The organism is Pseudomonas sp. TE50-2, from assembly GCF_040813665.1.
GTDB classification, from domain to species: Bacteria; Pseudomonadota; Gammaproteobacteria; order Pseudomonadales; family Pseudomonadaceae; genus Aquipseudomonas; species Aquipseudomonas soli.
Map to the genome: position 1 here is coordinate 5042167 of NZ_JBFNXN010000001.1, position 12364 is coordinate 5054530.

The following is a 12364-nucleotide window of genomic DNA, read 5'->3' on the forward strand; positions in this document are numbered from 1 at the left end:
GGCATCAGTAGTGCTCGGCATTCGTTGAACGGGGCCGCTTTGCGGCCCATCGCCGGCAAGCCGGCTCCCACAGGGACCGCGCAATCAGTGAGGCCTGCGCTGTACTTGTGGGAGCCGGCTTGCCGGCGATGGGCTGCGTAGCAGCCCCAGTGACGCTAACGACAGTCATCAGACGGTGGCCCGGCAAGCGCTTGATCCGGTATCGGCACCTACTCCGGCAACCCTGCCCGACGCAGTCCCTCAGCCAGCAGGGCAAGATCTTCATCCCGATAGATCGGCAGCCAGTCCCTGAGTTGCGAGACCCGCAGATTCGGGTCCAGCTCACGCAGCCTGGTCATGGCCTGTCTGGCCTCGTCCTCCCGCCCCAGGTGCGCCTGGCTGGCCGCGACCAGCACGGTAGCGGCGAGCAGGCTGGACAGATTGCCCAAGGCCTTTTCAGCCCAGCCCAAGGCGCAGTCGAAGCGCCCGGCAAAAAAGTGGGCCAGGGCCATGCCCACGTGCATCCGGAACATTTCCGGATCCAGGGGGCTCAGGCGTGCCGCGTGCTCCAGGTTGGCGATGGCCACCTCGGCCTCGCCGCGCAGCGCGCGCAGGATCCCGCCAAGGAACCAGGCCGGTGCCAGGTTGGGGTTGAGCAGACGGGCGCGGTCGAGCAGGGCGATACCTTGATCGAGGTCCCTGGCCAGGTGGCCCAGCGCATGGCCGCCGCGAGTCAGGGCAACGGCGTCGTCGCGGCCGAGCTCGACTGCCAGCCTGGCCAGCCGCGCGCCTTCGGCAATCTCACGCGGGCGATCGGCCATCCAGCCGTTGAGCTTGCGCCAGAAATGACACCAGGCAGCCATGCCGTAGGCCGAGGCGAAGTCCGGGTCCAGCTCGATGGCGGTGTAGAACAGCGCCAATGCCTGCTCCACAGCCTCGCGCGTGCCGATGTGCAGCTTCGCGGTGCCGCGCAGGTAGTAGTCATAGGCGCACAGGCTGTCGGTGGGCTTGCGCTTGGCCCGCTCTATCTCGGCGCGCTCGAGCTGTGGCGCGATCGCCCCGACCACGCTTTCGGCAACCTGGTCCTGGAGTTCGAAGATATCGTCGAGCAGGCCTTCGAAGCGTTCCGCCCAGATATGCGTACCGCTGGTGGCGTCGATCAACTGGCCGGTGATACGGACTCTGTTCGCCACTTTGCGCACGCTGCCTTCGAGCACATAGCGCACTCCCAGGGTGCGCCCCACCTCAATGATGTCGACTGGGCGGTGCTTGAAGGTAAAACTGGAGTTGCGGGCGATGACGAACAGCCAACGGATGCGCGACAGGGCAACGATGATGTCTTCGACGATGCCATCGGCAAAGTAGTCCTGCTCGGGGTCGCCACTCAGGTTGTGGAAGGGCAGGACGGTGATGGACGGTTTGTCCGGCAGGCTGAGGTTTTGCTCGGCTGTCTGCTCGGCGGGCTCAGTGGCGGGTTGTTCGAGGCCAGGTACTTCCCGGGCTTCACCGACGAAGCGATAGCCCTTGCGGGCGACCGTGCGCAGCAGGCGCTGGGCCTCGCCAGAGTCGCCGATGGCCTTGCGCACGGCATTGATATGGCTGGTGACCGTCGACTCGGAGACTACCCGTCCGCTCCAGACCTTCTGCAGCAACTCGTCCTTACTGATCACCCGGTCACGCTGGCTCACCAGCAGCAACAACAGATCGAAGACCTGCGGGCCGATGGTCACCACCTGGCCGCGCAGGGCCAGCTCCCGGCGCTGTTGATCGAGCACGTAGTCTTCAAACACGAATTGCAACGTCTTGTCCCCTGGCCGAGCGCCTTAGGCATCGTGTCCGAGGCGATTGCTTCATAAGTGTCGCCGTCGATGATACGGCAGCGCGAAACGGCCTGCACTGTCCGCACGGGCTTGGACGCAAAACCAAGCTTTCTTGAAGGTAAATACAGCCTCACTGCAAAGACTCCCCAAGGGCCCGGAGCGCATCTTGATCCTGCATCGACGGCAATGGTTGCGGTCGAGAACAGGAGAGACCCCATGAAGATCGTTGTCATCGGAGGCACCGGCCTTATCGGCTCGAAACTCGTCAAAAGCCTGAGTGAGCGCGGCCATGAAGCCGTGGCGGCGGCGCCCAGCACAGGCGTCGACAGCATTACCCGCGAAGGGCTCGCCGCGGCCATGGACGGTGCGGAGGTGGTCGTCGATGTCGCCAACGCGCCGTCCTGGGAAGACCAGGCCGTGCTGGAGTTCTTCCAGACATCGACCCGCAACCTGCTGGCCGCCGAGGCGGCGGCCGGGGTTCGCCACCATGTCGCGTTGTCGATCGTCGGTTGCGAGCGCCTGCCGGAAAACGGCTACTTCCGCGCCAAGGTCGCCCAGGAGGCGATTATCAAGGCCTCAAGCATCCCCTACACCCTGGTACGGGCCACGCAGTTCTTCGAGTTCGTCGGCGGCATCGCCCAGGCGGCCACGGTGGCTGACGAGGTGCGCCTGTCGCCGGCACTGATCCAGCCGATGGCCTCGGCTGACGTGGCGGCGGCGCTGCTCGAGGTGGTACTGGCGGCGCCGGCCAACGACACCGTCGAGGTGGCCGGCCCAGAGGCCATGCCCCTTGACGAGCTGGTCCGACGCTTCCTGCGCCTGACCGGCGATGCGCGCACAGTCGTCGCTGACGTGCATGCCCGCTATTTCGGCGCCGAGCTCGATGACCAGTCGCTGACACCGGGTAGCGCGGCGCGCCTGGGCAAGACCCGCTTCGAGGACTGGCTAGCGCGTTCCTGAAAGACAGCTGTTTCCACCTCAAACAACCTTCACCAGGAGTTCATCATGTCCAGTCGAATCCTCGGCGCCGTGGTAGTCGCGGCACTGTCACTTACCGCTGCAGCCATCAACCCGGCGTTGGCCGACGAGCGCCCGGCCAGCAAGGTCACTGTCGTGTTCGACAAGCCATTGCCGAATGTCCCCGGCAAGAGCATGCGCGGCGTGATCGTCGACTACGCCCCAGGGGCGTCATCACCCTCCCACCGGCATCCGAAGTCCGCCTTCATCTACGCAACCGTGCTCGAAGGAGAGATACGCAGCAGCGTCAACGGCGAGCCGGAAAGAACCTATAAGGTAGGCGAGAACTGGTACGAGGCACCCGGCGCGTTCCACGCCGTCAGTGCCAATGCCAGTGACACCAAGCCTGCCCGGTTGATGGCGGTGTTCGTGCTGGACACCACCGAGACCGTGCTGGTGACCCCCAGCGCCAAGTAACCGACGTCACGACCGATGGCCCCGGTGGCTGGCTCGCTGCCGGGGCACCGCACAGGAATCCGGATAATGAACACCCTCGAGGAGCCTGTCGCCACGGGCGACAGCACCAGGCCCGACAATAGAAAGCGCATTGGCATCGTCCTGTGCATCGTCGCCCTGGCGGTGCTGGCCGCAGGGTGGGCCATTGCCCGCTCGAGCAGTGCGACGTACACCGACAATGCCTATGTGCGCGGCGATGTCACCTCGCTGGCCGCCAAGGTGGCGGGTTATGTCGTGGCGGTCGAGGTCGAGGACAATCAACGCGTGCAGGCGGGGGAGGTACTGTTTCGGATTGACGACCGCGACTATCGGGCGCAGCTCGCGCAGGCCGAGGCCAACCTCAAGGCGGCCGAGGCGAGCCTGACCAATGTCGAGGCCCAGACCCAGCTGCAACGCGCGCAGATCCGCGAGGCAGAGGCCAGCGTGCAGTCGGCGCTCGCGCAGCGTGGCCTGGCCAACAAGACCCACGAACGCAGCCGCAAGCTGATCGTGTTCAGCGCGGTCAGCCAGTCGGTGGTCGACCAGACCGCTGCTGCACGCAGCAGCGCCCAGGCAACGGTAGCGGCCGCGTCGGCCACGCTCGAGGCCCAGCAGCAACGCATTGCCGTGCTGATGGCCCAGCGTGAGTCGGCCCTGGCGACGATCGCCCAGGCCCAGGCCGCACGCGACCTGGCCAGGCTCGAACTGGAACACACGGTGGTGCGCGCGCCGGTATCGGGTGTCGTCGGCAACCGCCAGGTGCGCGTCGGGCGTTTCGTTACCCCGGGCGGGGCACTGCTTGACCTTGTCCCCGTAGAGGATGTGTGGGTGGTGGCGAACTTCAAGGAAACCCAGGTTGCGCAGATTCAACCGGGGCAGCGGGCGCTGGTGACGATTGACGGTTATCCGGACGGCGCGCTCGAAGGCGTGGTCGACAGCTTCGCGCCAGGCAGCGGCGCAGCGTTCAGCCTGCTGCCAGCGGACAACGCAACGGGCAATTTCGTCCGGGTAGTGCAGCGCGTACCGGTGAAAATCCGCCTGCTGCACAACCCGCTGCCGGGGCGCATCGTGCCGGGGCTGTCGGCGCGGGTCGAGGTTGAAACCGGAGGCGGCTCGTGAGCGCTCGCGGCCCTGGCGTCCAGAACGCCGCATCGATCGAAGGCCGATCGCTGCAGGGGCTGCTGCTGATCATCGGGATCGTCCTGGCCGCGCTGACCGAGGCCGTCGCCAGCAGCGTCCTGGCACTTGGCCGCAACGACATGCTGGGCGATACCCATGCCACGCCGGACGAATTCGCCTGGCTGGATGCCGGCTACACCGCCTGCAAGCTCATCGGCTTCATGAGTGCGGCCTGGTTTCTGGCGCGTATCCAGCCACGCAACGTGATCATCGTCGCGACCTTGGTCATGGGGCTGGCGTGCGGTGTGTCGGCCTTCACCGCCAGCCTTGACCTGCTTACCGTGCTTCGCGTGCTCCAGGGGCTTGCCGGCGGCGTGCTACTGGTGGGCGGGCAGGCCTTGATCTTTCTCGTCTGCTCACGTGGCCAGCAGCCTGTACTTCAGGCGCTTTTCGCCATGGGCGCGGTGGTTGCGCCCGCCACCCTGACGCCAGCCTTGCAAGGTTGGCTGATCGACAGCCAGTCATGGACCTGGATTTTCTTCAGCGTCTTGCCCTTGGCCCTGGCCGCGACAGGCGTGCTCCTGGTAGCGGGCGTGCCGAACGTCGCGCTGCCGGCCGCCCCAAGGTCCGACGCCGTGGGCATGCTGTTGGCGTTCTCCAGCCTCGGCTGCCTTACCTACGTGCTGAGCCAGGGCAGCCGCTGGGACTGGTTCGCAGAACCGCACATCCTCGGGGCCACGGCAGTCGGAGTCGCGGCATTGCTGCTGTTGCTCGGTCATCAGTTGTTGAGCAACCGCCAGGGCCTGCTCGACTTCAGCCTGTTCCGCTGCCGCGACTTCACCTTTGCGTTCATCGTCAGTTTCGTCGCAGGGGCGGCGTTGTTCGGCAGTGCCTACCTGATCCCGGCATTTGCCCTGTCAGTGCTGGCCTTCACGCCCACCGACGCCGGCTTGCTGCTGTTGCCCAGTGGCGTGTGTTTCATCAGCGCGCTGCTGTTGGCGGCCTATCTCATCCAGGCCCGTGGCGTGGCGCCGTTCGCCACGGTGCCCTTCGGCATCCTGATGATCATGGGGGCGATGTGGATGCTCTCGGGTTCGACCAGTGAAAGTGGCGCGCCGGACATGATGGCCGGCGTGCTGTTGCGCGGGCTGGGCCTGGGTTTTCTGTTCCTTTCCATCACCCTGATCGCCTTCGGCAAGCTGACGCCTGAAAACCTCGCCAGCGGGATCGGTCTGTTCAACGTCGGGCGCCAACTGGGCGGGCTGATGGGCGTCGCCGGCTTGCAGACGCTCATCGACCAGCAGTTGGCGCACAATGCGGCAGTGCTGAGCGCCCACGTCACGGCCGGCGCCGCCACGGTCATCGAGCGGCTCGGCAGCACGGTTGCCATGCTGCAGGGCAGGGGGCTGGATACCCTCGCGGCCGGCCGGGCTTCGCTGGCGCTGCTGGGGCGCGCCGTGTCCGGGCAGTCGGCGGTAATCGCCTTCGATGTGGCGTTCACTGCCGTGGTACTGCTGTTCGCTGTCGCGGCGCCTTTGCTGGTGTGCATCAAGGTTCTGCTTGCGCGTCATGCCAGTGGACCTGAAGCGAAGTATCCGGTTCAGGTCCAGCGCGACCACCACAACTTACGAAGCGAAGTCAGTGGACAGTGACAGTTCCCGCCATTGCGCCAGCTCCCGTTCGACTGCGCTGTTCTTGGCCTCGATACGTGCGACGGCTCGCACTCAGTGGATGGCCACCGGGTTGATATTGACCTGGGTCGACCCCTTGTACAGCGGCTGGCCTAGTACGAACAGGAACTCGAAGGCCTTGTCGCGCACCAGCGCCCGGGTATCGATCAGTTCCAGGTTGTAGATGCCGCGTTTGGCCAGCATGTATTGGTTGACCGGAAACTCTTCGCCGGTGGGGTTCGGGTAGACCTCCGAGGCCCAGGTGTCACCGCCGAAGGCGACGATGCCCTGGTCGGCCAGCCACTCGGCCGCCGGCAGGTCAATGCCCGGTTCGGTGGCGAGGAACTGCTGGTTGTCCTTGCCGATCAGTTCCAGCCAGCCGGTGTTGAACAGCACCACGTCGCCCTTGCGCAGGGTGATGCCTTGTCGCTTCAACACCGTCTTGATGTCGTTGATGGTGAACGACGTACCGCCCGGCACGACGGCCTTGCCGTAGTACGCGGTCATGTCCAGCACCACGCCACGGGTGACCATCGGCGGCACTTTCTCTACACCAAGCTTGGTCACGCCTTCGACGGTGACGAAGTCGGCGGCCTTGTTGCCGTTGTAGTAGACGTTGTCGATACCGATATGGCCGATGCCGTTGAGCTGGGTACCGACGCCGGTCCAGCCGTTGACCAGTTCATCGTTGAAGCTGAACTTGTTCTTGCCCAGGGTCTGGCCGGCCTGTTCACCGGGCTGGATGTTGTAGAGGTGGAAGCTGCGGTGGCGGAAGGCGGGCAGATCCTTGCTGACGGGGACGGCGAGGGGGTAGGTCTTGCCGGTTTTCACCAGGCTGATGGCTTGCTTGACCACCTCGGGAGTGAGGAGGTTGGCGGCGCCGATTTCGTCGTTTGGGCCGTAGGGGGAGGATTGCCAATCGGCGGCCAGGGTGGTTTGGGTGATGGTGGCCAAGGCCAAGCTGAGTAGTAGGGGGTTGAGATAGCGCAATTTGTGGGCTCCTGAACGGGGAATGGTGTCAGGGGCGGATTGTGGGTGGCGCTGGGAAAGGGAAACAGTGGTGAAGGGGACAAGGAGTTTTGCGTGCAAGTCAAAGGAGCGCTGCCTTCAAGCAGCGCGCTGGCTTGCAACCGTGTTTTACATGGATCAGTTACCCAGATGCCCTAGCGGTGCGATGTCATGAGTGCCTTTCGCTTCGAAAAACCTGAACCATCATACGCTGCACGCCTGGAGAGACCGGTCAGGCCTCGCGCAGGTGGACTATCTCTTGATGGATGGCTTCTACTACAAATTCTGAACCTGGCCGAATCAGCACCTCCCGCTCTCCGCTCTCATTGGTGAGTGTTCCAAGATACCGTGCTCGTGAAGTTGGTCGAAAACGGAGCCGAGCTGGGCCATTGCTAAGATGTGACCAGTCATGAGGGGAGCAGCTCATGAAACTCGTTAGCGCCATGCTGTCGCCGATCTCGAGCCGGTTCCAGATATCGTCTTTGGAATAATGGATAAAGTCTCGATCTGGCAGAGGTAGAAGATCCCAATGCGTAAAGAAATCACTGATGATCCGTCGAGTTTCTTCGTCCAGAGTATCGTTGTCCTGCCCCTCACGAATGTCCGAGTAGTTTCCCCCGGTCCAGATATCAATCAGGCAATGCAGCTTCGGCCTTAAATAGCTCAGGATGCCTAGGCACTGGTTCTCGAGCCCCCGGTCTTGGCGAACCAATTCTTCTATAAGGGTTTTCGCATCAGCATCTGACAGATTTGCCAGCGGGGCGAGCAACATATCTGGATCATCTTGACGAAAATGCTCGGAGAGCGCCGCGAACGTATATTCCATTATCAGTTCTGTTTATCTGGTTTCTGGGTGGTCGGAGGTATGACCACAATTGTAAGTAAAGGCGGAGCTCTGTGCATCTGGTTGTCTCAAAGGGTTGTGTTCCTGGGGGCTGAGTATTGCTGGCAGCTTGGCGTTTGCGCAGGAGACGTACGACGCCATGTAGAAGCTTGGGCAGGATTCGGTGACCGGCGCACGAGGCGCCCTGATGACGCTATGGCGCTGATCACCAGCCAACCGCATTCAGGCCTCTTTGAAGCGCAGCATGTCTTCCTGGGGTAACGCGGTAACCTTGATCGCACGCACTGGCACGGCAAACTTGGCGCCGATCCTGGAGAACCGCTCAAGCAGGTGGAAATTGATGGCCTGCTGGATATCCATGTACAGGTTGTAGCCGGGGTCCTTGACGATATACACGCACTCGAACTCCAGCGCCTCCTTGCCGAAGCCACGCAGGTGGGCGCGGTCGAAGCGCGCCTGGCCCTGTGCCTTGATCGCCTCCTCGATGATGCCGGGCGCCTTTTTCACGGCATCGGTGGGGGTGTCATAGGACAAGCCGAACTCGAACACGATGCGTCGCTCCTGCAGGCGCTTGTAGTTCTGGATGGTGCTGCTGATCATGCTGGCATTGGCCATGACGATCTGTTCGCCGCCCAGGCTGCGGATGCGCGTGGTCTTCAGCCCGACATGCTCCACGGTGCCGGCCAGGGGGCCGACGACGATGAAGTCGCCCACCTCGAAGGGTTTGTCCACGGCGATCGACAGCGAGGCGAACAGGTCGCCGAGGATGTTCTGCACCGCCAGCGCCACGGCGATGCCACCCACCCCGAGGCTGGCGACGAAGGCGGTGATGTTCACCCCCAGGTTGGACAGCATGGCCAGCACCACCACCGACCACAGCAGCACCCGCGCGCCCCAGGCGGACAGCGTGGCCAGCGCGCTGCCCTGGTTCAGCCCGTCGCCGCCGTGCCGGGCGAAATAGCGGCGCAGGCCCAGGGCGATGGCGCGGTTGGCCCACAGGCCGATCTGCAGCGCTGCCACCACGAACCACAGGCTGCCTACCCGCGCCAGCCAGCGCTCGGGCAAATCGAGCATGCCCAGGCCCACCAGCAGCGAGGCCAGCAGCAGCAAGGCATTGCTGGTGCCGTCGAGCACCTTGGCCAGCACCTGGCTGAACGCGCCGTCGTGTTCCGACCAGCGCCGTACCCGACGTTGCACGAAGCTGATCGCCGCCCGTGCCGCGACAAAAGTCAGGGTGGCGACGCCCAACGCCAGCAGCAGGTTGAGGATGGAGATACCGAACAGCGTGGTATCGGTGAACAGTTCAATGATGCGGTCATTCATGAGTGGCTCGCCTCCTGGTTGCCCTCGTTGATGTGCAGCGTCCTTTCATGGGACGTCGAGGTGCGGCCAGAGGTCGATCGGATTTTCACGGCCGGGTTTATGGAACGTCTTGACCCTGCCAGCGCTCCACCGCGTTACAGCAGCTGCCATTCGTCCGACACTTGCGACTTGGCCTGAACGCCCGGGGGGTAAAGCGCCCTTATTCAAGTCGAACACGCGCTGTTTACCTTCCAATAAAAATTTTGCCCGAGGCCTTTGTAAAATGGTGACCACCCCTACCGATCTGGAAGTGGCAATGGAAATCGGCATCAGCGAAACCGAGGTCAAGCGGTATCGGGGCGATACCTTTCTGCTGGGTGACGGCGCATGGCTGATCCATTTCGGATACACCATGCCCAAGGAATTGCGAGCGCGCCTGACCGGCAGCTTTACGCTGATCTTCAAACCTGAGATGGCTGTCAGCGACAGGCGCAGACCGGGGTAGGGCGCACTTGCGCCTGGTGCGCTTACCGACGCCTGCGTTCAAGTGCCGCCAGCACCCACCCCGCCAGAAATCCCAAGGCCAGGGCGCTTGCCAGGATGGCTGCGGGGTGGCGTTGCAGGCGCTCGACCCCAGCCACCAAACGCCGCCCCTGCGCCACTGCGAAGGCTGGAGGTTCAGGTGTCGATGGCCGCTGCCCGTACGGCTCAACCTCACCGGCATCCTCGCCGGGAGGCCAATGTTCAAGGCGCGCCACTTGCAGGGGAGTGCCATCGACCAAGGTCAACACCAGGTCCTTGATCTCGCCGGCGAAGCGATCCGCGAACACGGGCTCGCCCGTGGCATCGAGGTTGTCATAGATGAATCGCCGACCCTCCAGCCACCCCACGGCGGTCAGCATTTCCGGCCCCAGATAGTACTTGCCGTCGAGGAAGAAGCCGGTGAACGGATGCACCCGCTCGAGGTTTTCCACGGCATAGCGTTCTCCCGGCTTCATACCGGTGGCGGGATCGATCAAAGCGCTCATGGGTTGGATCTCCTGCACGCTGTGGTGACGGGTCTATGCAGGGGAAGCCAGGGAGCGCGCGAAAGTTCAGGCGCAGATCACCAGTGGCATTGCCTTGCGGTGACCGACCACTCGTCCTGTCAATCGCACTTCGCTAGCGGCAGTGGCTTCAACCGTTCAGCCAAACCCATTCAGGAGTGAGCGACATGCCCCGTGGAGACAAAGACAAGTACACCGAGAAACAGAAGCGCAAGGCCGAACACATCGAGCAAAGCTACGAGCACAAGGGCCTGTCCAAGGACGAGGCCGAGTCCCGCGCCTGGGCCACCGTCAACAAACAGTCCGGCGGCGGCGACAAGGCCGGTGGGTCGGGCAGCAAGACTTCGTCGAGCGAAAAGAAGACCGCACGCTCCGACTCGGCCAAGCGGGCGGCGAAAACACGTCAGGGCCATGCGCGTGAGTCAGGTGCGTCACTGGAGACGCAGACCAAGGAAAGCCTGATGAAAGAGGCGCGCAGCAAGGATATCAAGGGGCGTTCGCGCATGACCAAGGCGCAACTGGTCGAGGCGTTGCGCAGGAAAGGCTGATGCGGCGCTTACCGGCCAGTGACGGTTCCGGGCTTGGAGAAGGGCAGCCATGCCTGATCCACCGGCGTCACTCAACGCGCATCCGTTATCGTCGCTGCGGCCACTTCGGCCAGCCAGGCCAGCAGCGCCTTCATGTGTGGCTGCCGTTCCCGGCCCGGTACGCAGACCGCCATGTAGCGCGGCCCCGGCAGGCTGACGTCGGGCCGGAAGGCCGCCAGTTCGCCACGTTGCACGCTATCGGCCACCAGTACATTGCTCGCGAGCACCAAGCCCTGGCCGGCGACGGCGGCACTCAAGGCAAAATGCTCGTCATCGAATTCGCGCATGCGTGCACGCTCCAGCCAGTCTTGGCAGCCCGCCGCCTCACACCAAAGCTGCCAGCTAATCGAACAGCCTTGCGGGACCTGCCAGCGCAGGTCGATCAACTGGAGCTGTTCAACCGCCATGGCGGCGAGCACCGCAGGCGCGGCATAGACCGCGAAACGCTCCTCCATCAGCGGCAGGTTGAACAGCTTCGGGTCGGTGTGGCTGACGGCTCGAATCGCCAGGTCGATGCTGGAATCGCGCAGCAGGTCGACCAGTTCGTTGCCGGTGTCGATGCGCAGGTTGAACGCCTCGAAAGCACGGTAGAAATCGCCCAACCTCGGAATCAGCCAGGCGGCGGCCAGCCCGGGCGTAGTGGACAGGGTCAGGGACTGTGATGCAGTGCCGGGCAGGAAGTGCTCCAGGCTACGACTGATATCCAGGAGTGCGCCATGGACCTGGCGATAGAGCCGCTCGCCTTGCTCGGTGAGTCTCACGCCCTGCGCGCTGCGCTCGAACAGCAAAGTGCCAAGCCGGGTCTCCAGCACCTTCACCTGGTGGGAAATGGCCGCCGGCGTGACCGAGAGCTCCTCGGCCGCGGCCTTGAAGCTGGTGAGGCGCGCCGCGGCCTCGAAGCTGCGCAGCGCGTTGAGCGGAAGCGAAGAGAACACCGACCACCTCGTGGGATGAATTGGATTGATGCCGGCTCAATTTATCTCATTTTTCGTGGCGTTCACCGAGCGCTAACGTGGCGGCATCCGCTTTCACCGCCCACAGGTGCACTGTCATGCAAGGTCCCGCCCGCAAGATCGTCCAGGCCGTTCTTTACGAGGCGATCGCCGTCGCTGTGCTGTCACCGGCCATCGCCCTGGTCTACGACAACGGTTTGGCGCATGCCGGCGCGCTGTCGTTGATGCTGTCCGCCAGCGCGCTGGCCTGGAACGTGGTGTACAACTATCTGTTCGAGTTTTGGGAGCGCCGTCAGCCGAAGCGTGCCCGCACCCTCGGCAGGCGCTTGCTGCACTCGGCGGGGTTCGAAGGTGGGTTGGTGCTGTTGCTGGTGCCACTGGTGGCCTGGTGGCTGCAGATTTCCTGGTGGGCGGCGCTGGTGACCGACCTGGGGCTGTTCGTGTTCTTCTTCTTTTATGCGCTGGTGTTTCAGTGGGCGTTCGACCGCGTGTTCGATGTGCCTGTCTCGGCGCAGGGCGAGGTATCGGCCGAGGCTTGTGCGGGGCGAGGGTAGGGCGGCTGCGAGGCGAGGTGCCGAGCCGCC

12 protein-coding genes and 1 pseudogene are annotated in these 12364 nt (G+C 63.8%); 7 read left to right on the plus strand and 6 right to left on the minus strand.

Annotation, left to right across the window (positions count from 1 at the left end; all coding sequences use genetic code 11):
- Nucleotides 1-209: 209 nt before the first annotated feature.
- A complete protein-coding gene (locus AAHK21_RS23070; protein ID WP_367858434.1) occupies nucleotides 210-1778 on the minus strand; it encodes a winged helix-turn-helix domain-containing tetratricopeptide repeat protein in 1569 nt (522 codons plus the stop codon).
- 237 nt (nucleotides 1779-2015) lie between these two features.
- Here AAHK21_RS23070 and AAHK21_RS23075 point away from each other — a divergent pair, with 237 nt between their 5' ends.
- The 4 genes from AAHK21_RS23075 (at nucleotide 2016) to AAHK21_RS23090 (ending at nucleotide 6022) form a co-directional block, all read left to right on the plus strand.
- Complete coding sequence (locus tag AAHK21_RS23075; RefSeq protein ID WP_367858435.1) at nucleotides 2016-2759, plus strand: SDR family oxidoreductase; 744 nt, start codon at nucleotides 2016-2018, stop codon at nucleotides 2757-2759.
- A gap of 45 nt (nucleotides 2760-2804) precedes the next feature.
- The gene (locus tag AAHK21_RS23080) at nucleotides 2805-3233 is read left to right on the plus strand and encodes a cupin domain-containing protein (protein ID WP_367858436.1); all 429 of its coding nucleotides are present in this window, start codon (nucleotides 2805-2807) and stop codon (nucleotides 3231-3233) included.
- Between the two features lie 66 nt (nucleotides 3234-3299).
- Nucleotides 3300-4370: an HlyD family secretion protein gene (locus AAHK21_RS23085; RefSeq protein WP_367858437.1), complete on the plus strand. Its 1071-nt coding sequence runs from the start codon at nucleotides 3300-3302 to the stop codon at nucleotides 4368-4370.
- Nucleotides 4367-6022, plus strand: coding sequence for an MFS transporter (locus AAHK21_RS23090; protein ID WP_367858438.1), 1656 nt, complete (start codon nucleotides 4367-4369; stop codon nucleotides 6020-6022). Before AAHK21_RS23085 ends, AAHK21_RS23090 begins: the two co-directional genes overlap by 4 nt.
- Nucleotides 6023-6094: 72 nt before the next feature.
- Here the strand turns inward: AAHK21_RS23090 and AAHK21_RS23095 are convergent, their stop codons facing one another.
- The 3 genes from AAHK21_RS23095 to AAHK21_RS23105 form a co-directional block, all read right to left on the minus strand.
- On the minus strand, nucleotides 6095-7030 hold the full coding sequence (locus AAHK21_RS23095; protein WP_367858439.1) for a cyclase family protein: 936 nt from the start codon (nucleotides 7028-7030) through the stop codon (nucleotides 6095-6097).
- A 250-nt stretch (nucleotides 7031-7280) separates the two neighbouring features.
- A complete protein-coding gene (locus AAHK21_RS23100; RefSeq protein ID WP_367858440.1) occupies nucleotides 7281-7874 on the minus strand; it encodes a hypothetical protein in 594 nt (197 codons plus the stop codon).
- Nucleotides 7875-8114: 240 nt separating this feature from the next.
- Nucleotides 8115-9215, minus strand: a complete 1101-nt coding sequence (locus tag AAHK21_RS23105) for a mechanosensitive ion channel family protein (protein ID WP_038706149.1) — start codon at nucleotides 9213-9215, stop codon at nucleotides 8115-8117.
- A gap of 295 nt (nucleotides 9216-9510) precedes the next feature.
- On the opposite strand from AAHK21_RS23105, the gene AAHK21_RS23110 reads away from it, so the two are divergent.
- Nucleotides 9511-9699, plus strand: a complete 189-nt coding sequence (locus AAHK21_RS23110; protein WP_367858441.1) for a hypothetical protein — start codon at nucleotides 9511-9513, stop codon at nucleotides 9697-9699.
- Between the two features lie 238 nt (nucleotides 9700-9937).
- On the opposite strand, the pseudogene AAHK21_RS23115 reads toward AAHK21_RS23110, so the two are convergent.
- Nucleotides 9938-10213, minus strand: a pseudogene (locus AAHK21_RS23115) (short chain dehydrogenase); the annotation flags it as partial.
- Nucleotides 10214-10407: 194 nt separating this feature from the next.
- Between AAHK21_RS23115 and AAHK21_RS23120 the strand changes: the two are divergent.
- The gene (locus tag AAHK21_RS23120) at nucleotides 10408-10788 is read left to right on the plus strand and encodes a termination factor Rho (RefSeq protein WP_367858442.1); all 381 of its coding nucleotides are present in this window, start codon (nucleotides 10408-10410) and stop codon (nucleotides 10786-10788) included.
- A 71-nt stretch (nucleotides 10789-10859) separates the two neighbouring features.
- Here AAHK21_RS23120 and AAHK21_RS23125 read toward each other — a convergent pair whose 3' ends face one another.
- A complete protein-coding gene (locus AAHK21_RS23125) occupies nucleotides 10860-11762 on the minus strand; it encodes a LysR substrate-binding domain-containing protein (protein WP_367858443.1) in 903 nt (300 codons plus the stop codon).
- A gap of 116 nt (nucleotides 11763-11878) precedes the next feature.
- Between AAHK21_RS23125 and AAHK21_RS23130 the strand changes: the two genes are divergently transcribed.
- The gene (locus tag AAHK21_RS23130) at nucleotides 11879-12334 is read left to right on the plus strand and encodes a PACE efflux transporter (protein ID WP_367858444.1); all 456 of its coding nucleotides are present in this window, start codon (nucleotides 11879-11881) and stop codon (nucleotides 12332-12334) included.
- The last annotated feature ends 30 nt before the right edge of the window (nucleotides 12335-12364 follow it).

Coding starts and splice junctions, on each gene's coding strand:
- AAHK21_RS23075 (WP_367858435.1), top strand. CDS start 2,016: ATGAAGATCGTTGTCATCGGAGGCACCGGCCTTATCGGCTCGAAACTC.
- AAHK21_RS23080 (WP_367858436.1), top strand. CDS start 2,805: ATGTCCAGTCGAATCCTCGGCGCCGTGGTAGTCGCGGCACTGTCACTT.
- AAHK21_RS23085 (WP_367858437.1), top strand. CDS start 3,300: ATGAACACCCTCGAGGAGCCTGTCGCCACGGGCGACAGCACCAGGCCC.
- AAHK21_RS23100 (WP_367858440.1), bottom strand. CDS start 7,874: ATGGAATATACGTTCGCGGCGCTCTCCGAGCATTTTCGTCAAGATGAT.
- AAHK21_RS23105 (WP_038706149.1), bottom strand. CDS start 9,215: ATGAATGACCGCATCATTGAACTGTTCACCGATACCACGCTGTTCGGT.
- AAHK21_RS23110 (WP_367858441.1), top strand. CDS start 9,511: ATGGAAATCGGCATCAGCGAAACCGAGGTCAAGCGGTATCGGGGCGAT.
- AAHK21_RS23120 (WP_367858442.1), top strand. CDS start 10,408: ATGCCCCGTGGAGACAAAGACAAGTACACCGAGAAACAGAAGCGCAAG.
- AAHK21_RS23130 (WP_367858444.1), top strand. CDS start 11,879: ATGCAAGGTCCCGCCCGCAAGATCGTCCAGGCCGTTCTTTACGAGGCG.